Annotated in this window: 29 protein-coding genes and 4 pseudogenes; 6 read left to right on the top strand and 27 right to left on the bottom strand. The window is 56.6% G+C overall.

The window, feature by feature from the left end; genetic code table 11:
- Positions 1-5: 5 nt before the first annotated feature.
- The gene (locus RBRH_RS15540; RefSeq protein WP_013436696.1) at positions 6-443 is read right to left on the bottom strand and encodes a hypothetical protein; all 438 of its coding nucleotides are present in this window, start codon (positions 441-443) and stop codon (positions 6-8) included.
- Between the two features lie 3 nt (positions 444-446).
- A complete protein-coding gene (locus RBRH_RS15535) occupies positions 447-944 on the bottom strand; it encodes a lytic transglycosylase domain-containing protein (protein ID WP_013436695.1) in 498 nt (165 codons plus the stop codon).
- Between the two features lie 453 nt (positions 945-1,397).
- Between RBRH_RS15535 and RBRH_RS15530 the strand changes: the two genes are divergently transcribed.
- Positions 1,398-2,069 carry a response regulator gene (locus tag RBRH_RS15530; protein WP_013436694.1) on the top strand — a complete coding sequence of 224 codons (672 nt, stop codon included), beginning with the start codon at positions 1,398-1,400 and terminating at the stop codon, positions 2,067-2,069.
- A 110-nt stretch (positions 2,070-2,179) separates the two neighbouring features.
- Here the strand turns inward: RBRH_RS15530 and RBRH_RS15525 are convergent, their stop codons facing one another.
- From RBRH_RS15525 to RBRH_RS15510, 5 genes are all read right to left on the bottom strand, one after another.
- On the bottom strand, positions 2,180-2,818 hold the full coding sequence (locus RBRH_RS15525) for a sensor histidine kinase (RefSeq protein ID WP_232509432.1): 639 nt from the start codon (positions 2,816-2,818) through the stop codon (positions 2,180-2,182).
- 659 nt (positions 2,819-3,477) lie between these two features.
- Positions 3,478-4,350, bottom strand: coding sequence for a DNA helicase I TraI (locus RBRH_RS20805; RefSeq protein ID WP_013436692.1), 873 nt, complete (start codon positions 4,348-4,350; stop codon positions 3,478-3,480).
- On the bottom strand, positions 4,347-6,407 hold the full coding sequence (gene mobF, locus RBRH_RS15520) for a MobF family relaxase (protein ID WP_232509431.1): 2,061 nt from the start codon (positions 6,405-6,407) through the stop codon (positions 4,347-4,349). Before mobF ends, RBRH_RS20805 begins: the two co-directional genes overlap by 4 nt.
- 164 nt (positions 6,408-6,571) lie before the next feature.
- Positions 6,572-8,596: a type IV secretion system DNA-binding domain-containing protein gene (locus RBRH_RS15515; RefSeq protein ID WP_013436690.1), complete on the bottom strand. Its 2,025-nt coding sequence runs from the start codon at positions 8,594-8,596 to the stop codon at positions 6,572-6,574.
- Positions 8,583-8,975: a plasmid mobilization protein gene (locus RBRH_RS15510; protein ID WP_013436689.1), complete on the bottom strand. Its 393-nt coding sequence runs from the start codon at positions 8,973-8,975 to the stop codon at positions 8,583-8,585. The genes RBRH_RS15515 and RBRH_RS15510 overlap by 14 nt, the downstream gene beginning before the upstream one ends.
- A gap of 312 nt (positions 8,976-9,287) precedes the next feature.
- Here RBRH_RS15510 and RBRH_RS15505 point away from each other — a divergent pair, with 312 nt between their 5' ends.
- A complete protein-coding gene (locus RBRH_RS15505) occupies positions 9,288-9,557 on the top strand; it encodes a hypothetical protein (protein ID WP_013436688.1) in 270 nt (89 codons plus the stop codon).
- 282 nt (positions 9,558-9,839) lie between these two features.
- Here the strand turns inward: RBRH_RS15505 and RBRH_RS15500 are convergent, their stop codons facing one another.
- The 5 genes from RBRH_RS15500 to RBRH_RS15480 all read right to left on the bottom strand — a co-directional run bounded on the left by RBRH_RS15500 (position 9,840) and on the right by RBRH_RS15480 (position 12,867).
- Positions 9,840-10,136, bottom strand: coding sequence for an addiction module antidote protein (locus RBRH_RS15500; RefSeq protein ID WP_013436687.1), 297 nt, complete (start codon positions 10,134-10,136; stop codon positions 9,840-9,842).
- A 1-nt stretch (position 10,137) separates the two neighbouring features.
- On the bottom strand, positions 10,138-10,395 hold the full coding sequence (locus RBRH_RS15495) for a type II toxin-antitoxin system RelE/ParE family toxin (RefSeq protein WP_049786593.1): 258 nt from the start codon (positions 10,393-10,395) through the stop codon (positions 10,138-10,140).
- A 556-nt stretch (positions 10,396-10,951) separates the two neighbouring features.
- Complete coding sequence (locus RBRH_RS15490; protein WP_013436684.1) at positions 10,952-11,491, bottom strand: hypothetical protein; 540 nt, start codon at positions 11,489-11,491, stop codon at positions 10,952-10,954.
- A 12-nt stretch (positions 11,492-11,503) separates the two neighbouring features.
- Positions 11,504-11,704, bottom strand: a complete 201-nt coding sequence (locus RBRH_RS15485) for a hypothetical protein (RefSeq protein ID WP_013436683.1) — start codon at positions 11,702-11,704, stop codon at positions 11,504-11,506.
- 521 nt (positions 11,705-12,225) lie between these two features.
- Positions 12,226-12,867 carry a DNA methyltransferase gene (locus RBRH_RS15480; protein WP_041755152.1) on the bottom strand — a complete coding sequence of 214 codons (642 nt, stop codon included), beginning with the start codon at positions 12,865-12,867 and terminating at the stop codon, positions 12,226-12,228.
- A gap of 629 nt (positions 12,868-13,496) precedes the next feature.
- Between RBRH_RS15480 and RBRH_RS21530 the strand changes: the two genes are divergently transcribed.
- On the top strand, positions 13,497-13,679 hold the full coding sequence (locus RBRH_RS21530; RefSeq protein ID WP_041755107.1) for a FitA-like ribbon-helix-helix domain-containing protein: 183 nt from the start codon (positions 13,497-13,499) through the stop codon (positions 13,677-13,679).
- Between the two features lie 27 nt (positions 13,680-13,706).
- Here the strand turns inward: RBRH_RS21530 and RBRH_RS15470 are convergent.
- Positions 13,707-14,827, bottom strand: a protein-coding gene (locus RBRH_RS15470; protein ID WP_157864640.1) for an IS3 family transposase whose coding sequence is annotated in 2 segments (ribosomal slippage) — positions 13,707-14,578 and positions 14,578-14,827 — 1,122 coding nt in all. Because the reading frame shifts where the segments join, the coding sequence is not laid out codon by codon here.
- 288 nt (positions 14,828-15,115) lie between these two features.
- Positions 15,116-15,325: pseudogene (locus RBRH_RS20800) on the bottom strand (transposase); the annotation flags it as partial.
- A gap of 48 nt (positions 15,326-15,373) precedes the next feature.
- Between RBRH_RS20800 and RBRH_RS15460 the strand changes: the two are divergent.
- Positions 15,374-15,517 carry a hypothetical protein gene (locus RBRH_RS15460; protein ID WP_232509430.1) on the top strand — a complete coding sequence of 48 codons (144 nt, stop codon included), beginning with the start codon at positions 15,374-15,376 and terminating at the stop codon, positions 15,515-15,517.
- Between the two features lie 386 nt (positions 15,518-15,903).
- Here the strand turns inward: RBRH_RS15460 and RBRH_RS15455 are convergent, their stop codons facing one another.
- The 5 genes from RBRH_RS15455 to RBRH_RS19530 form a co-directional block, all read right to left on the bottom strand.
- Positions 15,904-16,854: an Rpn family recombination-promoting nuclease/putative transposase gene (locus RBRH_RS15455; protein ID WP_041755151.1), complete on the bottom strand. Its 951-nt coding sequence runs from the start codon at positions 16,852-16,854 to the stop codon at positions 15,904-15,906.
- Positions 16,855-18,130: 1,276 nt separating this feature from the next.
- Positions 18,131-18,634: a hypothetical protein gene (locus RBRH_RS15450; RefSeq protein WP_157864639.1), complete on the bottom strand. Its 504-nt coding sequence runs from the start codon at positions 18,632-18,634 to the stop codon at positions 18,131-18,133.
- 565 nt (positions 18,635-19,199) lie between these two features.
- Positions 19,200-19,469 (bottom strand): hypothetical protein, encoded by a 270-nt coding sequence (locus tag RBRH_RS15445; RefSeq protein ID WP_041755103.1) that lies wholly within the window; start codon positions 19,467-19,469, stop codon positions 19,200-19,202.
- Between the two features lie 98 nt (positions 19,470-19,567).
- The gene (locus RBRH_RS15440) at positions 19,568-19,843 is read right to left on the bottom strand and encodes a hypothetical protein (RefSeq protein ID WP_049786588.1); all 276 of its coding nucleotides are present in this window, start codon (positions 19,841-19,843) and stop codon (positions 19,568-19,570) included.
- Positions 19,844-19,928: 85 nt separating this feature from the next.
- On the bottom strand, positions 19,929-20,168 hold the full coding sequence (locus tag RBRH_RS19530; RefSeq protein ID WP_157864638.1) for a hypothetical protein: 240 nt from the start codon (positions 20,166-20,168) through the stop codon (positions 19,929-19,931).
- A gap of 351 nt (positions 20,169-20,519) precedes the next feature.
- Here RBRH_RS19530 and RBRH_RS20795 point away from each other — a divergent pair, with 351 nt between their 5' ends.
- Positions 20,520-20,771, top strand: coding sequence for a hypothetical protein (locus tag RBRH_RS20795; RefSeq protein WP_013436673.1), 252 nt, complete (start codon positions 20,520-20,522; stop codon positions 20,769-20,771).
- A 338-nt stretch (positions 20,772-21,109) separates the two neighbouring features.
- A pseudogene (locus RBRH_RS19520) lies at positions 21,110-21,403 on the top strand (IS3-like element ISBcen23 family transposase); the annotation flags it as partial.
- On the opposite strand, the pseudogene RBRH_RS18295 reads toward RBRH_RS19520, so the two are convergent.
- From RBRH_RS18295 to RBRH_RS21605, 8 genes and pseudogenes are all read right to left on the bottom strand, one after another.
- A pseudogene (locus RBRH_RS18295) lies at positions 21,384-21,556 on the bottom strand (integrase core domain-containing protein); the annotation flags it as partial. The pseudogenes RBRH_RS19520 and RBRH_RS18295 sit on opposite strands and share 20 nt — an antisense overlap.
- 66 nt (positions 21,557-21,622) lie before the next feature.
- Positions 21,623-22,018: a HepT-like ribonuclease domain-containing protein gene (locus RBRH_RS15430; protein WP_013436671.1), complete on the bottom strand. Its 396-nt coding sequence runs from the start codon at positions 22,016-22,018 to the stop codon at positions 21,623-21,625.
- On the bottom strand, positions 22,015-22,305 hold the full coding sequence (locus RBRH_RS15425) for a nucleotidyltransferase family protein (protein ID WP_041755149.1): 291 nt from the start codon (positions 22,303-22,305) through the stop codon (positions 22,015-22,017). Before RBRH_RS15425 ends, RBRH_RS15430 begins: the two co-directional genes overlap by 4 nt.
- A gap of 238 nt (positions 22,306-22,543) precedes the next feature.
- Positions 22,544-22,969 (bottom strand): type II toxin-antitoxin system VapC family toxin, encoded by a 426-nt coding sequence (locus RBRH_RS15420; RefSeq protein ID WP_013436669.1) that lies wholly within the window; start codon positions 22,967-22,969, stop codon positions 22,544-22,546.
- On the bottom strand, positions 22,966-23,220 hold the full coding sequence (locus RBRH_RS15415) for a type II toxin-antitoxin system prevent-host-death family antitoxin (RefSeq protein ID WP_041755148.1): 255 nt from the start codon (positions 23,218-23,220) through the stop codon (positions 22,966-22,968). Before RBRH_RS15415 ends, RBRH_RS15420 begins: the two co-directional genes overlap by 4 nt.
- Before the next feature lie 460 nt (positions 23,221-23,680).
- Positions 23,681-23,947 (bottom strand): type II toxin-antitoxin system RelE family toxin, encoded by a 267-nt coding sequence (locus RBRH_RS18290; RefSeq protein WP_013436667.1) that lies wholly within the window; start codon positions 23,945-23,947, stop codon positions 23,681-23,683.
- Complete coding sequence (gene relB, locus RBRH_RS15410) at positions 23,931-24,158, bottom strand: type II toxin-antitoxin system RelB family antitoxin (protein ID WP_041755101.1); 228 nt, start codon at positions 24,156-24,158, stop codon at positions 23,931-23,933. The genes RBRH_RS18290 and relB overlap by 17 nt, the downstream gene beginning before the upstream one ends.
- A 94-nt stretch (positions 24,159-24,252) precedes the next feature.
- Positions 24,253-24,729: pseudogene (locus RBRH_RS21605) on the bottom strand (RNA-guided endonuclease InsQ/TnpB family protein); the annotation flags it as partial.
- Positions 24,730-24,756: the final 27 nt, after the last annotated feature.

Raw genomic sequence — 24,756 nt, 5'->3', positions numbered from 1 at the left:
CCTTTCTATGAAAAGTAGGATTCCCTGTACTTTGGGGCCTTGCGCTGGGAGTATGCAAAGACGGCGAAACCGATCACTTCGTAGGGGCGGGTTTGCATTCGTACTTCAACGTTGACCTTCTGCGCTTTGGCTTGCGTTTCACAGGTTCCAGCTTGACTGGCTCGACTTCCGCGCGAAAGTTCGGTTAGCATTTGGACAGACTGCGGTTGCGGCATGGGCAGTGGCGGTGGCGGAATGTGCAGATGTTTGATCGAACGCTCGGGACAGTCCTCGCCGTCACAAAAGACGAACTTGGCGTCGCGCGGCACGCCAAATTGCACGACATCTGGCAAGCGCTCGATTGGGCTGAGCTGATTCACAGACTGAGCATTGGCGACAGTCACACCTGCGGCGGCCAACGCGAAGACGAGAGAAAAACGAGACGTGTTGGCTAGCAACGCCATGCGTCAATCCCCTTGGTAGCTAGCAACTTGTGCCGGCGTGGTTGAGTATTGCTGTGCCTGCCGCCTGTAGCCTTCGTAGAATTGCTGTACGTCCCGTACGTATCTGACTTGGGCAGCGACATTCTGAGAGTTGGGGCCAACGTAATAGCAACCCACTGCTTTCCAGGTGGCGCCAAAGCGCTGGATGCAGTCGGCTAGCACCCATGCGCCCACCTTCTGGCTCACGCAAGCGTCGAACAGATGCTCGCGACGGATGCCGAACCGTATCAGGGTCGGCAAATGAATTGTATTGACCTGCATGAGGCCCACGGCGCGGTTGCCGTCCGCCAGCTTAGGACCGACCGCGCCGGCCCAGCCGCGCGACTCTTTCCAGGCGATCGCCTTGAGCAACAAGGGGTCGATACCATACCCCCGCCCCGCATCTTCCCAGCACGTTGCAGACGCAGCGATTGGTACCAACAGTAGGCTAGCAACGGCTAAAGTACGTGCAACGAAATTCATATAGGGGTTTTCGATTGCGCTATTTGTACAGTTTTATGCTTCCACAATGAAAGCAATCTAACTTTATGTGCTGCAACGGCTATGACGACGGCGCTTTAGCACAGACCGGCATGCAAAACTGTGCAGTTGCTAAGCGGCCCGACTGCACTCACCGCGGCATTGTTGCCATAAGACGGAAGAAAAAGAAAGACCACATCGGAAATTTAACTTCCGATTGTCGGAAAAATATAATGATTGTTTCGGAAAATTTACTACTTCTTCAAATCCATATCACCGCGTTGCGTTGGGCGGAACGTGTGTCGCGATGAAGTTGCCGCCACATTTCTGTCAAAATTCGCGAGTAGGACACGGGTTCAAGCGTCGAACCTCGCCGATGTACTGCGTACTGACCACATGACGCAGTGTCGGCAGCACCAGCGCTTGACCCTCGGGATCGACCTGATCACATGACCAATGGGTGACGACTTGGGAATCAACGTATTTTTAGTGGACGATCATCAGCTACTGGTGGCCGGCTTCCGTGACGTGCTGAAGGACTACGGTGTCAGCGTAGTCGAGGTCGCCTACGATCTAGATGGTGTGGTTGACCGCTATCTGAAGGTCAAACCGGACGTGCTGGTGATTGACCTTCGATTCAGCGGAAAGAATGCCGGAAGAAACGGGCTGGACGTCTGCGAGGAGCTACTGGCCCGCGAGCCGTCGGCCAAGATCATCATTTTTTCGCAGTTTGATGATCAGTACATCATCGAAAAATCCTATAAGCTTGGTGTGTTGGCTTTTGTGCGGAAGGACGAAAGTACCGAAATACTCAACGAGGCGATTCGGACAGTGGCCGCGGGAAAAGAATATTTTTCGCCGAAGATTGCCCAACTCTTGGCTTGGTCAGCAGTGAAAGAGCGCGATCCCAATAAGCTGCTGGACGAGAAGGAAATGCGCACGTTTGCTCTGGCCGCTGACGGCGCCGCCCTATCCGACATATCAGCGCAAATAGATCTATCCACCAAAACAGTGAGCGCGCTGCTAAAAAGCGTAAAAAGCAAACTAGGTGTGGAAAGCCAAGCTGACATTACCAAGTTGGCCATCCGCTACGGCATCACGACGACTGCCCTGAAAATGAAAAGCTGATACGGGTGCCGGGTCGCTGCGCATTGGCTGAATCGGTGACCTGGATTTTCAAACAGCCCCCCAGCGCACGTACGCGCTCACGCATGTCGATCAGCCCGATGCCGGCACTCTCAATATTTTTCGCAGACGCGTTCATACCCATCCCATCGTCGGCAACTTCGACTTTGTACTGGTTGAATGCTTTGTTGTACTGTACCGAAACGTGCACTCGGGAGGGCATTGGCGTGCTTCATCGCATTCAGCAGGGCTTCTCGGATGATCTTGTAGGCACTCACGGCCATAGCCTCCGGCAGCTCTGGACGCTTGGGCAGATTGTGGTTCAAAGTGATCGCGGTTTCATTAAAGAATGACGTGTAGTAAACGACGAGAGACTCTAAGGCGGCCGTAAAACCGATGGAGTCGATAACCTCAATGCGAGTGTTCTTGATGATGTCGCGTGTTTGTGCATAGGCATCGGACACCATTTCAAGCGCACGAGCCAGCAGTACCGACGCCTTCTCATTGCCCTTAACCAGTGGTTCTAGCTGCTCTAGGGCGTGCTTGCTGATGAGTAGTTGAGGGTTGACTTCATCGTGCAGCCGCCGCGCAAGATTACGCCGTTCCTCATCTATGCGTCGGTTCGATTCAGCCAGGACACGCCGGATTTCCTCGTGTGACACGTCGATGCGCTTCATACCGTACCGCGCAGTCAGATACAAGACGAAGAGGAAGAAGAGCAGCATCAGGCCAGCGGCCACGCTGGAGTTCATGTTCGATCGGGCAATGAAGGACAAAGCCAATCAACAGCCCAACTTATACACATAGCATATATCTAACAGCCAAGTTTTTCCTTGACTACAAAAATGCTGACCGCAAAGACGACCAGCAGGACGCTAAAACTTGGTTTGACTCGATTCTTTAGCCTTAGTCGAGGCAACCACAATCTTTGCCTTCTTCATGCCGACAAAGCGGTCAACATTCTGCGAATAAAAACGTAATCAAAGCGCTTAACACCATAGCCTATGGCAAGTGCTATACACCCTACCTTTCCTTAGACAAATGAACGTAAAGATATCGAAGGAGTCAAAAAATGAATGCCATATTGACATGATTTGCGGCGTTCTTTGGATCAGCCTCAATCAATTTAATTACTTATATATTGGCAAGCGTCTCCAACTCGTCACATAGATCTATGATGCGCTGGCGCAACTCGGGCTTTATGCAAAGAAATACCGTCCTTCTGTCACTGTAGATTCGTACCCGCCGACGCTTCGTCCCTCCGCCGGTTTTCCGGCGTCTGTCGATTCAGTCATGGCGTAGCTTCTGTATATGTATCAAGGTTTGTTGTTGCAAAGTGCAGGCTAGCTTACCTATATTGGCACGCGCAGGCTGTAAGCTTCCGCCCGCAAAAGTTGGAATTTTAACGGGATTACCTTTGATAGTCACGGTTTAATTGTGGCGACACCGAGCCTCTGCCGGCCGTAATGCCGGTGCCTTTTTCGTACCGCTGGATGACTTCCACAGCACTTGTCTTATCCTGCTTGGCGGCCAAGGCGCGTGCTGCAAGGCCCTTGTCGTTGGTGTAGATGCGAAGCTCATGGCTCGCACGGGTCGTACCGACGTAAAAGCTGCGGTCACCAAACACCTTTGCCATGCGCTCCATGAGGCGTTGTTGCTTGCGCTCATTATCCGTTTCAGGTGCCCGAATATGGAAGATTGCCCGATACTGAGTGGCGCCCTGGGATCCGTGGACCGTTGATGCGTAAGCATGGTCCCAATGTTTGTTCCTGGAAAGGTCAACCTCATGCAGTGACACCTGTTTGCCCTGGCGCAACATCAGGGTTGCGCGGTCGCCGGCAATGGCTACTACCCTGGCTACCTCGCCGTTTTTGAACTCGCCTTCGTTTCGAGTCAGGCGGATCAGATCGCCCCTGGCCAAGCCACGCCTGTCAGTCTCGTAGACTTCAATCTTATTGTGCTTCTTAGGCTGCCAAGCGATGGTCGAACCATCCTCCTTCTGCAACACAACCGTCCCGACCGGCGCATCAACAGACGTCACGCGCATGTACTCACCCTTGCGGGCGTCGATCTGCTGGTAGTCGCGGCCGAACCGCACCACGTCGCCCTGGCTGTAGTATTGGGCCTCCCTTTGCATCGCACGCGTCCAGCCCTTTGACACCAGAATCTCTCGCGTATCGTCGTTGCGGTCCAGCTCACCGATCGCCTTCAGGCCCTCGCGCACCCCGTTATTGATCGCTACGCGGTCTTTGTTGTACGCGGGTGATGACGATGGTGCGCTCAACGCTCCGCCTTCCCCATCTGGAGCACATCTTGCACCACAGCATCAATCACTGCTCCGGATCCCCCCTTAACCTCGCGAACCATGCCCGCCTTATCCATGTAGGCAAATGCCCTGCGGTTGTTGGCCAGCTCTACCTGAGTCAGCTGCTGCCCGTCCTGCAAAACATCACGACCAACAATAATATCCACAGCTCGCTGCAACTCGCGTGTCTTCTGGCGGCTAATTTCGGTCATGTAGGCTGTGTCCATGCCATTACGTTGGGCCAACTCGAACGGCTTGCCGGCCTCCACACCCTGCAGTTGCAGCGTGTCGCCCAGGTACAAGACCTTGGCACCAGCCTTCTCGGCCATGTAGTCAAGTCGGGCCTTCTGACGCTGCGACAGCAGTGATGACTCGTCCACAATCCAGACCTCGGTCTTGCGCTCGAAGTCGGGCGCGTACTGCTTGGCGAACTCAATGTCCTTCTGCAGCTGACGCTCCTTAATCTGGAACATCGAAACAGTATCAGTAGCAATGCCGGTTTCGCGAGCCAGTACCTTGCTAGCCATCCCGGTCGGCGCCATGCCTCGAACGGTGTAGCCCTGCTCCTTGGCCATTTCCCGCAGTGATTTGAGCATTGTGGTTTTGCCGGTGCCAGCCAAGCCTTGCACCGCCACATAGCGGTCCTCGCTGGTCAGCACCTTGCAAATAGCCTCTTTTTGCCCGGCTGTATACTGAAAACCCTGTCTCTTCTCTGCCAATTGGATTCGGGCGGCTACGGCCGCCGAGTCAATCATTTTCGGCACTTGGCCCGTGTGAGCCCGCACCTGGTCCAGCGTCCACATTTCGCTGCCCAACATCTTCTTAGTGGTGTACTGTCCGTCTGGCAGCTTCACCAAGTCGCCGTCGCACTCTAGCCTATCGAAGGCCAGTTGCACCTCGGATACGCAGACACGGCCAACACCGTGTTCGATGGCGACCGCCATGAGGTCATATTTGGTCACCACGATTTCACGTTCGATCAGGTGGGCCGCAGCAAACTCCATTGCCTGTCGGCCAGTCAGTTTGTCTTCTCGCACAACGCCGCCCTGGGCACGCTGGGCGTCAGCCTTGGCCTGGATAGCATCGAAGTCGATGCCGATCTCCTTGGCTCGATCCTTCCAGTCAGCAATGAGTTGGGCATGGTCCACGTCCACCTTACGGGCCCGCGTTTTTAGGGTAGCGTCCTCCTTTTGCTGAGCCGTCGCATCGTCAATGTCCACGCCCTTGGCTTTTAGAGAGGCCTCAATTTCCGCCCGGCGCTGACTAAAGTGCTCGATCTGCTCTCTGGTAATGCCGGCAATCTCAAAGTTGCCTTTCTCGTCCGTGCGCCGCAGATCGTAGCCCAGCGCCTGCAGGCGATCGGCCAACTCCGACGTGTAGATTGCACCGACCACGCGCTGCGCTTTATAAATGTCGTCGTTGGTTAGCGAGCGCCATTGCCCGTCATCGCGGCGGGTGGCGTTCACAATGACGGCATGTGTGTGGGTTTGAGGGTCCAGATTGCGGCTTGTGTTGTGGCGGAACATAGCCACTGTTAGATTGCCTGTCTGCACCACCTCCGTCTTACCGCCCTCGGTCTGCCGCGTCTGCGCGAGGTTCGACTCTACGTAACTAAGCGCCTGCTTGACGGCCGCTTCGTGCGCCTCGCGCACCTGACAATTGCCATGCACCTCGGCCAGCAAAGACACGCTTTTGGGTGCGGAGAATGTCACGTCAGTGCCTGGCCGGTGCTCGCGCTCCTTCTCGCCAGTTTCCCCGTTTTTTACCCACTTGCCCAGTTCACGACCCTCAACTTCTCCAGAAAGGATGTTAAAAAACGCTTGCCGGTCGATCTGCTCAAACAGGTCAAGCTGCGCTGCCCCCTTGCCAAACCACTCAGAGTACTCCAACCCTTCGCCCTGAGTGTAGTAATTGTCTTTGGAGAAGTAGTGCAACGCTTGCCCAGCGCTGCCCACATTGTGCATACTTATCATCCCCTGCCCCCTTTCGGTGCCAGAACGCTGAAAGCTCGCAAGAAAGGCAAATCGCACGTCCATCCAACTGCGCATCCTTGCCACGTTTAGTCTGTCAGATCGGCACGTTGGCGCCCGACATAGTACGCCACTATTTCGCCAGCGCTCGGTCATATTGAGCGAGCAGCGCCGTCATCTGCGCACAGGTCACCTTCACGGTTGGCCGTCCAGTGCCACTCACGACCTCTTTACAAGGCGTCGGCAAGCGGTTTTCCGTGCTTTCCGCCCGGTTTATCGGTTGCCGCGGCATCGTCTTTCACATGCGAACGCGGGCGCGCTTTGCCCGTTTCCGGGTCAATGGTTTCGCCGTTGGCGTTGCGCTTCACCCCCGTCACTGTGGCAGTCGGACCATCCACATCGTCCTCGTCCAGCAGATCGACGGCCGGCCTTTTCTCGGCATCGGCCTTCGCTGCCTGCTCAGTACCCGGTTGTTTATCTGCTGGATCTTCAGCCGATGTATTAGCCACGGCGGATAGCGCATATTTCGGCTTGAAGTCGACGGCTAGCCCCGTACGCTCAATAAAGCCACTGGCGATTTTTGGCGTTGGCACGTAGTCGTAGCTCACCTTAGCAATCGGAAAATCGCCGGGAATGGTCAAGTAGCCGGTCATATCGGGTAGTTTTAGGATTTCCGAGGTAAGCACGAGGTCGCGGATGTTCCGGCGCGCGAAAACGCTTACGCCGTCACGATGCGAATTCAGGCCATAGCTCAGAGTTTCTTCCTTCTCGTCTACCTCGTATTGCCCCATCAATTTTGCCAGTAGCTCGGCCGCCTCGCCGTCTGTCACACGCAGCAGCAGCTTGGTTTGACAGCCGGAAATGATTGTACTGGCCAGGTGCATGCCATAGATTTTGTAGAGTTGAGAGAAGTCTTGAACGCCGAGCACCATGCACAGCCCGTACTTGCGGGTGTTGGTGAGCGCGAGCTTGAGGATGTCAAGCTTTTGTAGAGTCGGCAACTCGTCAATGCAGAACCAAAGCCGTTCACGATGCACCGCTTCGAGGTCAAGTACCGCCTTGATTGCCGTGTCGATCCACAGCGATAGCAGCGGTGCCAGCGCTTCGCGCATCGACTCACGTGCCGTGATAAACATCCATGAATCACCCTCCTCATGCACCCAATTACGGATGGAGAACGGCTCGCCGCTATCGTGCAAGAAGCGAAAAGACTCGAGCTGATTCTGCACGGTCATCTTGAGCGACATGCCGGTGCGCTCGGTCTTCGGATCAACGTAGGTGGCACCGGCAGTGCCTTGCAGCAGCGCATGCATCGCATCTAAGTTGCTCTTGGCGATGGCGTTGTACAGATCGCGGTTCGTGCGCCGGCCCTCTCTGCCCAAGACGCGATACACATCCTTTAGCACCATCCGGCCCGCCAGGGACCAAAATGGGTCTACTTCGGCCGGATCGGGAATCAGGCCGTTCGCTAGATTATCGAAATGGTAGTCTTTCTTGATTTCGTGCCAAACGTTCCAGTTCGGGCTCCTCGCATCGAGCGGGTTCATCAGTACATCCTTGCCCTCCCGATAAAACGCCTGGGTGAATTCACCGGTTGGATCATACACAATCATGCGCTTCCCGCGCGCGCGGACCTGTTTCATCAGCGCAAAAAACTGCTGTGACTTACCCGTACCCTGCGTGCCCGCAATCAGCGTATGCAGATTTTCTGAGCCCTTGCGCATCGGCACGCCAGCTAGCATGTACGGGCTAGCCTCGTTACGCAATTCAACAATTTTTTTCAGTTCCCGGCCCGTCACCAGCTCGGCACCGCGAAGCTTCACATCCTGCATCTTTGAGCGCCCGTATCCCCACCAGTACAAACTGATAAGAAAGATCATGCCAATGCCGGACAGCAAGCCGATCACTCCACCGTTGCGCAGCTTGCGCCATGCGTTGTCAGCTATCTCGTCGGTCAAGAGCGCCACGTCCGCGACTTCCAGCTTGCGCAATTCGCCGTTGACGTGCAGCTCCATCTTCCCCGCCGTCATGTACAAGGCGTCACGGATGTGGGCTAGGATATTGCGCTCCAACCCGTACCGCTCATTAGGAGGGGTGGCGGTCCAGAAGTAGCCCACCGCCACGGCTAGAGCAACGATCATGGAAACGAGCGCAACGGTCCAGATCGCCACAACAAACATTCTGGCCTGATGCATCCATAGTTCTGCGCCGCGCGAAAAGCTACTCGCGCTGCGCTTCGCGTCACGTTTGACCATGCCACTCTCCCTTTATTCGCTTTAGCTTCGCCCGCGCAGCGTCTTGTGCACTGTATAGCTCTTGCGGATCACGCGCCTCAACAATCGCCGTCAGCAACGCCTCGCAAGTGAAGACGGAAAGCAACATTTCGTCGTCACTCGTGCAACCCATCCCACCCATAGATGCCGTGTTAATTTGCGCGACAGCCTGCTTGAGTCGCTGCTCGATTTCACTGACATTTTCCGCAATCACGCCTTGTACTAGCATCTGCCTTAGATACTCGGAAACACTCACTCCGTGCTCGTTTGCCTTGGACCGATAGTATGCGCCAGTGTGCTCATCCAAGCGGATGTTGAAGCGTGTTGTAGGTCCCTTGCCTGATCCTTTTTGCCGTGGCATTTATTCTTTCTCCTTAAAGGTTTGGAGTATTTTCACAGTCTTCGGTGTCGCCTCGTCACATCTTCGGTGTCGCCACGCTAAAATCCCTGTTATTGTGACGAGTTCGACACTAGCAACAAAGTTGCGTGGTGTGTGACGCCTCTGCCGGGGCGCGGGGCTTGCCCTGCACGCTGATCGGTCCGTGCTATTCCTACCTCAAGGCTCTAGTGGATGGTATCCGTCATTTGATAACATGACGAGCGTGGAGCACAAGACGTCAAAAATCTGAACCAGCAGATTTTCCCTGGGAAATCGCATTGACCAAGGTAAAGCATGACTCAACAAAACGCCACCACAAAGCCAGGCCGTAAGGTTCGCACACTAGACGAAGAAATCCAGCGGGCAGCCTATAAGCTACAGCAGCTACAAGAGCGCAAGAAGCAGCAGGAGAAACGCCAACGAGAACGGAATCAAAAGGCGGTGTTGGAACTTATTAAGGCGGAACGGCTTGATGCAGTTCCTGCGGAGCAATGGGAAAAAGCGCTACCGCAGATCAAAACGCTTTTGGTCGTCCATTCTGCGCAGCCGGCAGAGCCGGTATAGTCTCTTTAGACGGCCCCAGTTGGAGAGCAAGCAGACGAGATTAGCGCACAATGTGTTTTTGCGCAGATCCACGGGCCTCATAGTCATCGGCCGCAATACAAAAATTGCAAGAGCCGATGAATCCGGGCACGCGACATGATCGCGCCGATGAGGTGTTTGGCGGCTACAGCTAAGTTAGTCTAGATCGCGCTTATGCGATTTAGCCGCATCATGCACGAGACCACGCGTGTGTTGTGCCGATCCCTTTGTGTGCGTGCAAGCTAGAAAGATATCGAATCGGTATCAAGCATGATCGTAGGTAGGGGTGACAGTGAGTTTCAGCCCAAGCGCACGCACGACACTTAGAATAGTCGCGAATTCCGGATTGCCGTGCTCATCTAGCGCCTTGTACAAGCTCTCACGGCCAACCCCCGCCGCGCGCGCAATTTGCGTCATGCCGCGCGCACGCGCGACAGTACCGATGGCTTCCTGAATGTCGGCCGCGTCGCCCGTTTCGAACGAGACGCGAAGATATTCAGCTTGCGCCTCGGGCACGTCAAGATAGTCAGCCGCATCGAAAGGTGTCGTCTTAATTCCCATGCTAATCTCTCAATTCAGCAGCAAGCATCAAGGCTCGCTTAATGTCCCGTTGTTGCGTTGATTTGTCGCCACCGCATAACAGTATGATGAGCGCTGAACCGCATTGGGTAAAGTAGACGCGATAGCCAGGCCCAGTATGCACGCGCATTTCGCTGACGCAAGAGCCAACCGGTTCCACATCACCAAACTGTCCACGCGCCAGCCGCTGAATCCGCTTGGCGATCTGTGCACGAGCGATGGGATCACGCAAGTCACGCATCCACTTGGCAAATTCSGCAGKYCTGCTCAATTCTCATATCAGATTGTATCCCATGGGATACGAGTGTTCAAGGAAAGTATTCAACGCGGCGTAGCCACATCGGCTCCGACATCCACGCATTTAGCGCATGCTCAACGACGATAGCCGCTATATCTTTCTTCATTGCAACAAGCGGCGCGGCCTTCTCTGTACCCACATCCTCAGTGACAGCTGACACGGTCTGCACTTCTGACAGCATGAATTGCCATTTTTCCGAGCTGCACGAGTGAATTCTTGCCATGCCCGGCTAGATGGCATATCGTCGGCTGCATTCGTGAGCGGGGCGTCAATCAGCTTGCCTGGGATTAAACAGCAGGCTCGCCGTCACTCCAACTTGCGCGGCACTCAAGCACACCACGCAGCGGAGCGCGTGCGACTGGCGCACCGCCAACGCCCCGGTTGCGTCTTTCGCAAGCGAAAGACACGCGAAACAGGCGTCACGCTTGCCGGGGCGAGCTTGTTCGTATGCGCAAATATCCGCAGGCGCGACTCTGGGCGCAGCCGCGCCTGCGCTTCGTTACGGGTGTCTACCGCACGGACAGCAGTCGGGATCGATTCCGGTTAAAGGGCAGCCACCGGATTCCTCGATCTCGTTTTGCATCTCCTCGCGCTCCGCCGGTGTCGCATAACCCATGGTTGCTGCAACCTCAAGGGCAAGTGCTTGATAGGGTGCTTCCACGGTCTCGAGAAAGTAGTCCACTTCCGCTGAAAACCGCATCACAAACAACTCATACGACAGTCCACAGCTTCGGCTTACCTGCCTATCTATAGCTTCAATCTCGGCCTCGATGCCCTCACGCGTGCGCCGCTTTTGCCGCTGATCGCGCACCGACTCGACGGCCCCCATAAACGCGGCGCGAAGCTGCGGCACGTCTGCGAGAAGTGCCGGACATTGCACATCCTCGTCCTTCCTAGCTGCCACCTCTGCGCTGCGCTCAGCATAGGTGAGCGCCAAGGACAACTGAGCTTGAGCTGCCTTCTCGTCACCTGCGACTACGCTTATCCGGTGCAACGCCCATTGGACGCGTGCGTCGAGTGCATTTGAGTAAATTGTCATTTGCGGATCTCCTTACAGGGGCATCGGGGACCAAGTGCCGCGCGCGTGGCGATACAGCATTATGCGCTTTAGCTGGCCATCGATCAGGATTTCAAGACGCACAGCGCGCACGTCATCCTCCACGCGACGCCGGCGATACAACACGCGGATATCCGCGTTCAAGTCGCAGCCCAGAAAAAAAGCTGCGTTACGGCGAAGAAGGCTCGGTTTCATGTATGCCTCGCTTGGTTTAAGGGGTTCAGGCTGACCGGGACCCTAGATTCCGAGTCCCCACGTAGGGGTTGTGCCGGTGCTGCCTGCGCTTTCGGCAGAACTGCTGCCGCCAGTCCCCTGAGTTCGTCGTCCCGCGACATAAGGAGCGTCACGCCGGGAGCGTGCAAGGGCAGGCGCAAAGCCGCATGCGGAGCGCAKCCCGTAGGGCGAGCACCGAACGGGTGCCGCGACTGGCGAAGCGCACGCTTGCACGCTCCCGGCGTGACGCTACGGTCGCGTATGGGACGGCGAACTCAGGGGACTGGCGGATTGCGGAAATGTCAGGCAGCACCGGCACGCCGCGCGGCGAGCGCCCATTTGCGGCGAAGCCGCAACAAGCCAACTCGCCGCTTGCGGCGCAGCGCGAAGCGCCTGGTGCACTGAACGTCCCGAATGCACACGCGGCTTTCTCGATCGCGCGACGCATCCCCTTGCGCCGGCACCGCCGGTACCGGCCTTCGACTGGCGCACTCCCCTGCCGATTAGACTGCCCCCTGGTTGAATGCGAGCAACCGTGCTTTTGCTGCGGTGAAATAGCGCGCGTCCAGCTCGATCCCGATATAGCGCCGACCCAGCTCGCGCGCAGCCACGCACGTCGAGCCCGATCCAGCGAACGGATCGAGAACCGTATCGCCTGGATTCGTGAAAGCCTGGATCAACGTGCGCAGGCTCGATACGGGTTTCTCGGTCGGATGATGTCGATTCCCGCTGTACGGGAACGGCACAACATCCGCGATCGGCTGCGCCAGCACGGGTGGCCGTCCCTTCGCGAGCACATAGGCCGATTCATGCTGGTATCTGACCAGTCCGGCCTTGGATGAATAGGACTTGGTGAAAACAAGGTGCCCGGCGATTCGGAATCCCGCAGCTTTCCACGCGAGAAAAAATCGATCTGCCTTGTTCCAGCTGTAGAAACTGATACAAACCGCATCGCGCTTCAGCACTCGAAACATTTCTGCAAATGCTGGCGCGAGCCATTCGTCGTTGCTGTCATTGGCGATCGTGCGCCCGCCGCGATCGCGGTAGTTAACGAGATATGGTGGATCAGTGACAACGCAATCAACCGACTCAGAGGCGAGTTTGGGCATGGCGACAAGGCAATCGCCGTGGTAAAGATAGTTCACGGTCTGCTCCTTAGCGTTCGAGAAAGGGGCAGCCGCAGAGGCGTGGTTCGCGTTTCGCACTGCCCGGAGCAAACGCGCGCCCGCCGCAGCATGACGGGCAAGCGACGTGGAATACCGCAGGCCGCAGCGCGGCCGAGGATATGCCGCGAAAGCGCTTGAAGAAGCCAGTAACCGTGCGACCGTGGGCGCGCACGGTTACTGGCTTCGATCCGTCAGGATCGCGGCGGGCGACAGTGGGCTCCGGGTTGAAAGGTCATTGCATAACATACCCATCCACGAGCGAAGACGAAGCATGCGCGCCAGGAGTACCGGCCTGCGTCGGTTTCGTCTTTCGCATGCGAAAGACGCACGATGCGGCCGGCAGGCTGGGCAAGCGCAGCGCGCAGCGCCGGTACGGCGCGGAGGCGTCAGGGATGGATGCCCGAAGGGACGAGACTCGCTGCGCGAGGCTCGACGCGTAGCGCGACAGCCCGGCCCGCAGCGCAGCGGAGGGAGACGCCTATAGAAAAATTGAGCGCTCTGCTGGTTTTTCCGGTGAACCCCGATGGTGCACCCCCTCAATTTGCGTTTTGGATGCGCCGCAGCCATACTTTCTCGTAACGCAGACAGAGTGTTGTGCATTACGGGGGATGGCAAATCTTGTGGTAAGGGATTTGCATGACGCACTCATCCAGAGTCAGAAAGAGCGTGCGACCGCGTACGGTCGAAGCGCCAAGGCGGAACATCGCGAGATGCTCGCGAAGGCATTGCGCAGAGCGCAACGCAAGACCTTTGCGGAAGTGCTCATAGCGATGACCTGCCCCCTTGGTTAGTGCCAGCCGGCTTCTAGCAAAGTCCTTTTAAACCAGCTCCTGGAAAGCGGCAGGAGCATCCGCTGTTGCCCGATATTTCGCCGCGAACTCGGCGGGCGAAAGGTGATTCAGTGCGCTGTGCGGCCGTTGCTCGTTGTAGTCCTGGCGCCACGCGGCGATAAGCGCGCGAGCGTGCGCAAGGCTCGTGAACCAGTGTTCGTTAAGGCATTCATCGCGGAACTTGCCGTTGAACGATTCGATGTAAGCATTCTGCGTCGGCTTTCCGGGTTGAATCAACTTCAGCGTGACGCCATTCGCATACGCCCATTGGTTCAGCGCCCGGCTCGTGAATTCCGGGCCCTGGTCGGTGCGCAACGCCTTGGGATAGCCGCGCAAACGCGCTGCCTGCTCCAACGCTCGAGCAACATACAAGCCCGAGATGCCATGGTCCACAATGATATCGACAGCCTCCTTGGTGAAATCGTCGACGACAGTCAAGCACTTCAGACGCCGTCCATTGGACAGCGCGTCCATCACAAAATCGATTGACCACACCTGGTTTGGTCCGCTTGGCAACGCCAACTGCTCGCGCTCAATCATGACGCCGTGGCGCCGTCGACGGCGCCGTACGGCAAGCCCCGCTTCACGATAAAGGCGATGCACGCGCTTATGGTTCGCCTGGATACCTTCGCGCTCTATCATCGCGTGTAATCGCCGATAACCGAAGCGCCGACGCTCGTGCGCCAGTTCCACCAGGCGAGCCCTCAGCGCATCATTCTCGTGGTCCAGCCTCGCTTTGTAATGCAACACGCTGCGAGAAAGCCCGACAAGCCGGCAGGCGCGGCGCTCCGAGATATTCACCTTCTTGCGAATCGCCGCGACTGCTTCGCGCTTGGCTTGCGGGCTCAAGGCTTTACCTTGACGACAACCTTTAACGCTTCCATATCGAGCATCGCCTCGGCCAGCAGCTTCTTCAGCCGCGCGTTCTCGGTTTCCAGCTCCTTGAGCCGGCGCGCTTCTGACACCTCCATGCCGCCAAACTTCGCGCGCCACGTGTAGAACGACGCGTCACTGAACCCGTATTGCCTGCACAACTCTTTGACCGGCCTGCCGGCCTCGGCTTCCTTCAGAAAACCGATGATCTGTTCTTCCGTAAAGCGCTTCTTCATGTTCGTCTTCTTCTCCGAAAACGAACTTTACTAAACTCCGGCCGGCACTGTTTGCCGGGGGCAGGTCAGCGATGCCGAATGTGGTTGACGGCGCCAATCCCGTGCGAGTCCTAACGGTCGTCACGCGGAACGTTGAGGACTTTGTAGGAATGAAACTCGCGTCTTGAACTCTTTTCGAACGACTGGGTGGTCGGCTACGATTTGGAAATTGTTCAGGTCATAGCCTGAACACACCTCGGAAAACGGAAGTGTTAGCAATCTTGTGTGCCGAGGTCGGTTAAAAGAATCTCAGCTCATGGCGTTCGAGAACCGGTCGCCGACCACAATGGCGAACTGATTGAGTGCCCTGCCGTCAAGTGATAGGCGGCATCTTCCAATCCTTTTCGATGTTGCGCAAGGCCAGATACAGCAGTTTGCTGGCCGCTTCGTCGCTCGGGAAGTGGCCGCGGTTCTCACAATCTTGCGCAGTTGCCTGTGTATGCTCTCGATGGCATTGGTATGCGCGTGCGATGCTCGTTGAAGCCGCGTGGTCGGCGGCTCAGCAAGATGCGCTCACTCGAACTGCAGGCCGACATGCCCGCACGCCGCGGCGCTCCGAAAGGCCGTGCAGCGGCCTACAACCTGAAGAACGTGCGTGACCAGGAGCAGGCGATGGCCGAGCGGGCGTATCAGCGCCTGTTCTGCCGCTAGAAACAGACACGACCCGGCAATAAACCCGCCTCAACGCAATGGCCGCCAAGGCAAACCTCACGAAGTCAAAGCAATATCGACCTTCAGGCTTGTCATCCGTTGTGTAGATGGCTCGACGCATGCACGCGGTCAGCGAGGTGCTCGGCATGGCGCTGATCACCGCCGAGCGTCTCAAAAAGGCATGGCAGAAGTGGGCGCGAGAAAAATCGGCTATCCGGATTTGACCGTGGGCAACCAGACGACAGCTAACGAGACCCGGCCTGGCTCTGGCCAGGCCAAGTTTGGGCCTTCCATAGGATGTTCTGTACGTCACCGCAGCCAAGCGCACGCTTGTGTGGTCAATCAAGCAAAACAAACCCTATGCTACTAAGCCCTGTATTGACTTATTAGTGACAGATCTGCTTCATATCGGCTTCGGACAAGCTCGTCATACGCTTGACCGTCTCGCGCTCCAAGCCGCTTGCCAGCAGCGTACGCGCAATCTTTAACGCGGCTTCCTTGTGCCCTTCTTCGCGCCCTTCTTCGCGTCCTTCTTCGCGTCCTTCTTCGCGTCCCAACATACGGCCGCGTTCCAGGCCTTTTTGCTCGAGCTTTTGTGCAATTGTCATCAAAACCTCCTCGTGTTGCGGTGAGCGAATCGCCAACTCTCGCATAAATCGCTCCGGATCCGTCGTGTCGCCCCACTGCAGCATATAATGCATCAGCGACACCAATTGCTCGTGCGTAGTGTACCCCGCAGTCAACAGGCTTGCCAGTTGCTCTACCAGGGTCGCCAAATCACGTTGCCGGATATGCTTTTGCAGCAACTCTAGCATCGCCATGCGCCGATGCGTGAGGATTTCATCATCCGAAATCACCGTGACATCCACCAACGGAAAGCCTCCTGCATACAGCTGCGACGCCAACTCAGGCGCCTCGAAGCTGTCCAACCACCGCATTGAGTACGGATACGGACTGACTTGCCCGTGATAAAACAGCATCGGAATCACCAGCGGCAGCCGGTCATGCCCAGCCTCTAGATGGCGTTGCATGGCGGCTATCGCGTAACGCATTAGCCGAAACGCCATGTGACGCTCCGGCCGGCTTTGATGCTCAATCAGCGCATAGACATACCCCTCGCCCTGCCGGGTCTGCAGCGACCACAGTACATCCGAATAGTAAGCGCGCAGATTTTCTTCCACAAAGCTGCCCGACTCCAGACGCAATGTGTCCAGGTCGCACTGCGCCAACCACTGCGTGGGCAAATGCAGGCTTAAAAAATCCCGCGCGGTGTCCGGATGCGTGAGGAACTGCTTGAAGAGCGCGTCGTGCGGCGTCATCGTCGATGAACGTTTCATGGCGAGCATGGATCATGAAGTCCACCTACTTTACCATCACCCGCGCGTGGCGCCCTTACGGCGGTCCTGCGTCGCGACGATAGACGCTGGCTTCTCGACCCGCTCTTCGGTGCACATTCCCTTTGTCCTTGCGCGCGTCGAAGGGTTGAGGGAAATGGTCAGCCGACGGTGCCATCGAACCCTTCACCTTTCGGTGTCCACTCGCGACCACATGACGGTTCAATCTTTTTCTTCGCTTGCGCCACGGTATATATTAACAAAGTGGATCGTTAACGTAACGGGAAAAGCCGCTCACTCCCCATGGCACCGTGCGCATCAAGAGGGGCGGCTATAAGGGCCTTGAAAATCTCTTGTGTAAAATATACTTTACATACATGCGCTGCCCCAGTGAGCGGCCGGGAGGTTCACCATGCAATTTTACGAGATAGGACGGGCGCAGCAAATGTCGGCCTAACAAGATAGCCAGAGCAGTACAGGAGCGCGAACGGGGCTAACAACGACACACCGGCAGCTGTTTCACCGGCAACGAGAAATGCTTCGTCCTGCTGCACTGTCGGTCTCATCGTATTCATCGCGTATGCCTTCCAGTTCAGATAGGCAAAAGCGTCGCCCTCCTACATCTCAGGATCACAGCCGATTAACCCTGTGTGTTTGCCGATGGCATAGTCGATTAAACACGATGTCGGACAAAAGTGTGCCTGCTGCTCACGCAAGATCTCGTGGCTGCGTTGGCGGCTTGGTCTGGCTCGACATCAAGAACCAGCATGACGTTCAGAGTGATCATAGTGTTAGCCTCCCGCACCGCATACCAGCCGCTTAACCTTTTCCATCGCCTTCGTTTTCGCTTTAGTCGAATTCATAGTTTCCTTACGTTTCCTAAACTGACCGAGTTCCTAGATTTGGAGTCCCGGCGTTAAGTGTTCTGCCAAGTTGGTGGGCTGCGCTTCGCGGCTGCCGCCGTTCCCTTGAATTCATCGTCCCGCGACGAAAGGAGTGAGGACTGGCGCCGCGTCAAGAATCAAACGTGGGGTGATGCTGGATTGAGCACAGCAACTGACGCGGCCCCACGCGGCTTGGTGCGGCGCGGGGCCCGAGCTACAGTCGCGGGAAATGGACGGCGAACCAGGGAGCAGTAGGTGCCGGCAGCAAGTAGCTCGCGCGCGCGGCAGAACACCGCGCGGCGAGCGCTTTCTTGCGCAGTAAGCGGCAGCGCCGCGCAGCGACATGCTTCGATGTCGAAACGCAGGGCGACAGCAAAGGGCGCGAGTCCCAAGGGCTAGCGTCGGGGGAAGTCGGTGGGCGGCATCGAGCCACCCCAACCGCCACGCTTTCCTTCTCCGGCCTGAAGGCAGCTTGCCGCGCACCGGGTATCAAATTCCATACCACGCAATGTCCGTCGCACCACCCGCGCGAGGCAGATTGCGGTATGACGGGAAAGCCCCTGCGCGATAGCACAATAGCGCCCGTCGGTCCCGACCACGATGCGCCACTTTACTAAGTGCCTACGGTCAGCAAGCCGCCACGGCGAGGCCTGCGGCGCACTGGATACCGCGCGCTGCGACAGCAGCACAACGCAGCGCCCGGCCGGCGAGACTAAGCAAACCCGACCAATCCGGTGCATCGCGATATGGGTTGGCTCCGATTCCAGCCCATACCAAACGATACCTGCTGCGCTAATGCTGAATCGGCTTTCGCTCAGGGCCGGTTCCAACCAACGCAGTAAGCACCCGGTGATCAACACCTCGCACAGCAACGCTGCAATGCCGAGGTCAAAACGCATGAGGAAGGCGGTGACGGTGGTACCCGCTGCGGCTGGCCGCCATACTCCCATACTTTTGCATACCGAAAGGAAGGCCGGCGGCACGACGAAACGCGCGTGCGCCTGATCCACCGAAATGGCATAAAAGTCGCGACCAGCCACGGTGTCTCTTAAGTTACCGGTACGCCGCTCGGCTAGCTACAGTCGATGATCGAGACGATGCTTGCTGCTAAGCGTGACAGGGTATGATTGTTGGCGATTGGTCCACCATGGCGTACGGGGCTGGACGAAGAGTCAATCGCTTGCCCACACACAGTCGTGTCTACTGTGCGTAGGCTCGCCCCTCACCTTGATAACTTGATTATGTAGTGAACCCGGCAGCGCAACCAAGTGCAGTAGCGCCAGCATATTCGAGGTATTCAAGCGAACTTGCATTAAAACTTTCGTTCACACAATGAAACTAGAACCTGAGCTATGTGGCACCTTTATAGCTAAAATAAGGTGGCGCATCGGCCAGCGCCCAATGGTAAAAGACGACGCGCATTAACGTATTTCCAGCGCCTGTCGACGCTGGCGGTCGCTTGATTTACTGCGCCTTGATTTCAAGACTGAGCACGTCAGGATAGGCAACCGTGCGTTTGTGTTCTATACTAGCTTGGCGCGAAAATTCCCCAGATAACATGATTAGCAATAACACAATAATTAGACATCCTATCAAAATGGTAAGAATGAGGTAATCAAACTGTGACCCGTCCCGTTGACGGTCCGACCGGCCCAGCAGCCAACCAACGGCGATACTGATGCCGATAGAGAAAAGATAAGAGAAAACCATAATAGCGCTAACATAGGACTTCATAATATTATCCTTATAGTAGTTTTGGGATGAACATGTCACGTACTGTTCCCGTTTGCCGCCAGACGGCGCTGATCGCGCCGTCTGGCGCATTGAGGTCACTAGTTTTGCACGTACGTCACCCAGCTCTGTTCGGTTTGGCCACGATCACGGGCAGGCGCGCTGTGTGTTAAGGGGCGCCGACGCGCGAGCACCGGCATGCCAGCCTCACCGTCCCATTGAGCGCTCAGCACGTAGCCGAAGCAGTGCACGATATCAATAAATATTTGCGCGTTGATGTCCGCCTCCCACAGTGTGCGCAGGTATTCGCAGCGCACTACTGGCACGCGAGGCAAATCGAACGAAGTATCAAGCTGGCCATGACTGATAACTGCCATGTGGGTCTCCTTTTTGGACACAGCAAGCCCCCTCGCGCCGTATCGGCACGAGGCGAAACGAAAAAGTAGGAACGTGTTTAAGCCGCTAGGCGGGTTGCTCGAACGGCGGCGTGACGCGTTCGAGCACAGGGGATGGCAGCCGCAGATTCAGTGTCCTTTGATCAGCTTTAGCGCGCATGAGCGCAGCTATTGCGGCCGTGTTGCCGAAGGGCGGTGTACAGAACACGCACAGACGAGAGGAAGGGAAAAGCGTCGCTTGGAAGAAAATCGCAGCGGGCGATATTCTGGCAGGTGAACGCAAAGAAGCGAATATTGGGATATTCATGTCTGGCTCCTTGTTTGCGGTTTATACCCGCGCCCTCTTGTCACGGAGGGGTGGCGGACCGAACGAGGGTGACAAACCGGAAACAAGGAACCGGCCCAGCCGAAGCTGGCCCCGCCCGGCCCGCCATAGACGTGCCAGACGTTACGCACAAGAAAGCCGCGACATGAAGTGGCGCGGCTTTTGTGCGCCTCGTTTACCAGGTTGTCACACCCGACCGCTGCTGTTTTCAGCGGCAATTGCAGTATAGGCTATTCTCTCGGCGGGCGGCAACTGAAAATTCAAACTTCCATTTCCACTCGTCTACTGTGGCAACAGCTGCACTGAGCAGCGTTAATCATTCAGTCCGGCACATTGACTCAGATTTTTGTTACCGAGCTAGGCCCGTTGCCTCAAGTGTTTTGCTACCTGGCTACGTCTGGCGGGGCGACGGATGACGAGGCGGCTCAGCATGAGAACACGATGGGATTAATTAAGGCAGTTGGCGAGCGGTACCGCGGTTCTAAGCGGAACGAAAAGCGGCAGATTCTAGAGGGATTCATTGAATTGACGGGCTATCACCGCAAGCAAGCGATCCGAGTGCTGTGCCGAGAGCCGCCGAGGTAACGCTAGGCCCGCAGCGACGCTGATAATCAGGTGCGGGCCGCGCTGGTCCCGCTATGGGAGCCTGGTGACCGGATCTGCGGCAAGCGACTGAAGGCGCTCATCCCGACACTGGTCGAAGCGATGACATGGCATGCTCACCTGTCGCTATCGAAGCAGATGCACCAGCGACTCAAGCAGATCAGCGCCGCTACCCTCGACCGGCTGTTGCGGAATGTGCGCGCGCAAGCTTTCAGTGGCCTATGCCGACGTGCTGGCGCAGTGGGCAATGCGATTCGCTGTGGTGTGCCGATCAAGGCCTTTACTGACTGGAATAATCCGCTGCCCGGTTATTTGGAGATCGCGTGCGGCGAATGTGGCGAGCGTTGCAGCTCAACATTGCGCGGCGGCGCCCTCACCGTCGTCGTTGTGGCAACGACATTGGCCTACCCGGTGCGACACAATCCAATTCGGTATGGAGCTACGACTTTATACACGACCAACTGACGGATGGTCAGGCGTTGAAAATGCTTTGCGTGAACAATGAATACACCCGCGAGTACCTAGCGACCGAGATCGGCACCCACCTACGCTCGCGGGGCGGGATCCTGACTCTGTCGCGACTGATGTGCAGTACTGGCGCCAAGCCTCGATTTTGCGCTTGGCGCCCTCGAGCGACAAGAACCCATGCGCGTTCAGGCATGCCTCACGCAAGCGCCCGTTGAACGACGCGTGCTTCGCGTTATCGGTGGATGCCAGGACGAGAGAAGTTGACTCTCAACGCCCCTCTTAGACGCCCAGTTGTCGAGCGTGGCTGCTCCCATCGATCTTCGGCAACCGGCAGGGGAGAATTGCTACCGCGTCAAATGTTCCCTTTAGAATTTAGGGTATGCCGCAGACGGATTATTTTTATCCGTCATCCCGTCAAGCAATGCCTGAATATCATCACGCAGGCGAGGCAAATCACGCTTCACTACGTTCCACACAACATCGAGATCAACCTGATAGTAGCCGTGCGCCAAGGCATTTCGCATTCCGTATGCGTTGCCCCACGGCAGATCAGCATGCGCTTCTACAAACTCAGGATGATGCTTGCGGATGTTGTTGCTGGCCTCACCCACGATCTCGATATTGCGAACTATCGCGTCCTGCACCATATCCGTTGCTTCGAACACGGCCTTGTCCATGTTCTCCGAATAGCGCTCAATTCGCTGGATCGCTTCCACGATGTGTTCGAGGTACGCGGACAGGTGCTGTTTGTCTTTACTCATACGGGCACTGCCTGAGCCAGAACATCATCTCTGAATTTGATCGAAATAGCCTTCGGCGTCAGAACATCCACCGGCACCCCAAGCAGATCTTGCAGCTTGTACTGAATTCCGCCGATATCAAGCAGCGAAGTATCCGGCGTGGGATCGACAAGGATGTCCAGATCGCTGCCATCCTCGTCTTCGCCACGAGCAACGGAGCCAAATACACGAGGGTTCGTTGCCCGATTGGCGACGACGATCCTGCGAATCTCCTCGCGATGCCGACCTAATGCTTCGGATGGTTTCACTGGCTTCTCCCGAGCTGCGATCATGAAACTAGTATAGCCTAGTTGCTGGATGACCTTTAAAGAATGGCCGTCACGGTGGAGTTGTACAGCGAAGGTGCGGCGGGCAACAAGGCGTCAAACAGTCACGGTGCAATCCGAGTCGTTTTCATCGGGGCCATGGGATCTTGGGCGTCTGCGGCGCTGCAGCGGCTACCGGCACGGTTTTTCAACGTTTGCGTCAATGGACGCTCGCCTCAGGTTATGCGTCCTTCCAGGGGTTCAAGAGATGGACGCCGGTCGCGGCAAAATCCGCCCCGTTACGGGTAACAACCGTCATCCCATGTACCAGCGCTGTGGCCGCAACCAATGCGTCTCGCTCTGACTGCCGGTGGGGTACATGCAATCGGGCGCAGCGCTGCGCCACACGAATATCAATCGGTAAAACGCGGTCTGCAAACTCGGGCAAGACGTGATGCTCTATCCAGGCTCGTAGTATCCTGCCCTGATCGGCATTGCGTCGCTCGATTTGCAAGACACCCGTTTCCAATTCCATGATGGTGATAGCGGACACAAAAAGCCAACCCGCATCCACGCTGGTAGTCCATGCGGTGACGTTGGCATCAGCTTTGCCGGCCCGAACCTTGCGCAACTCGGACACAACATGGGTATCGAGTACGTACATCAAGTCAGATCAGTCGGCCGCGTTTGAACATTAGCACGTGGCGGATTGAACTCGATGTCTTCCACGCCGGGCATAGCAAGCGTGTCCGCAATATTGCGGCGCTGTTGCGTGAGTTTTTGATAAGCCTCAAAGCTTAAAAGTACGTGGGCAGGCTTGCCGCGATCGGTAATGAACACCGGCCCGTTGTTGGCTGCCTTCTTGGCCCAGGTCACGTCGTGATTCAGTTCCCGGCTCGATAGCGTGGTGATCGTCATCGCGTACCTCCCAGCCGCTCGTTTTTCCGGCGCGCTGACGCCGGCGCGTGAGCGCGAACGCGTCCCCGACCGGGCGAGGCACGGCAGATGATCAAATCGGTCGCGCTTCGCCACGCCGTTCAGCGTTAACTTCTGCTCGCGACAGCCGTTCAGTCGCCAGTGGCGGCGCAGCTTACGGAGCGCGTGTCCCGGGGCCGACGTGAGGGCACCCATTCCCCCACGATGGGGCCTTTGCTGGGAAGACAAGCACCCGTGGGCAGTTCGGTGGCAATGTCAGCCCCTGGACACGCGCTGTTGGGCGCGAGACGCCGATCAGACCAGCGAGGCGCACCCCGAATGGCGCAGATAATAAGTGAGCGACCTAAAGCGCATTACCAATTTTAGTCAGACTGACATCACAGTAACGAGCGAGCCAGTCTGCAATCATGGGGGTTCGGCTTCCTTGGCCTTCTCGGATTTGCTAACGGTAAACCTCGCGTCGGTTACCGATCTGCACTACAAGAACGCATAAAGCGCTATCTTGAATCTTACAAATTACACGGTAATCGCCCACCCGGTAACGCCAAAAGCTACCGAATGGGCCAGTCAGTACTTTACCGATACTTCGAGGGTCTTCTAGACTGGCAACACGCGCGTCCATGAAGTCAACGATGCGTCGTGCGACGGGTTTATCGAGCTTACGTAGCTGTCCTTTGGCTGTATCAGTGTAATCAATCGTCCAGGCCAAGGTCTTTCCTTACGTCAGCAGCGGAATGCACTTTCTCCCGGCCCTTGCGGACACGTTCCAGCACGTCGGCAGCAAGGTAATAGTCCTCCATCTCTTCAATGCCACGATCGATGATTTCACGCAGGTAATATGCCTTTGTCCGCCCAGTATGAGTCGCTAGATGATCGAGCCGTTGCTCGGTTTCGGGAGAAAGACGAACTGAGGTAGCCATGTCGAAGACCTTCGATTGAATACATGTATTCAATGTATCACAATAATTACATCAAAAGAATCCAGATTAGATCGTAATTGACATGCTCCCCCGACTAAAGTCTGAAGATTCCTACGGCGCTCGCCCCGGCATCGAGTCGCAGTGAGTCGCTTCGATGGGTTCCTGCTGCTGGTGGCATGACTACACCGCTCACTTTACAGGCGAACTGGGCGTGTCCCGCCCTTAGAATGCGGATTGCGCCCGACCAGGTCGATGTTTTCCTCACGACACAAATGAACCGCGCTTGCGTCTGGCGGTTGTTTGGCGACACATGGCCGCAACACAGGCAAATGCGGCTCGTATTCTGCGGTGGCACGGCGGTGAGCTGCCCCCTTTCCAAGCCAGTTTTACTCAGTTGGCGGCAGAACTCGAACCAGCCTTAACCAAGAATGGCCGTGTTCAGGCCGAACTTGGCCCGAACACGCTTACCTGGTTGCTCGAGTGTGCCTGCCGCCGACTTGACCATGTTTCGTACCTGCCAGTCCTCGATGCACGCCACCCCGTAGTTTTGACTGATCATGGTCGTGGCCTTGATCGAACTTGGTCTGTTTCGGATCGG

This window comes from Mycetohabitans rhizoxinica HKI 454, from assembly GCF_000198775.1.
In the GTDB taxonomy this organism is placed as follows: Bacteria; Pseudomonadota; Gammaproteobacteria; order Burkholderiales; family Burkholderiaceae; genus Mycetohabitans; species Mycetohabitans rhizoxinica.
This window is presented reverse-complemented; position numbering and strand designations above follow the sequence as displayed.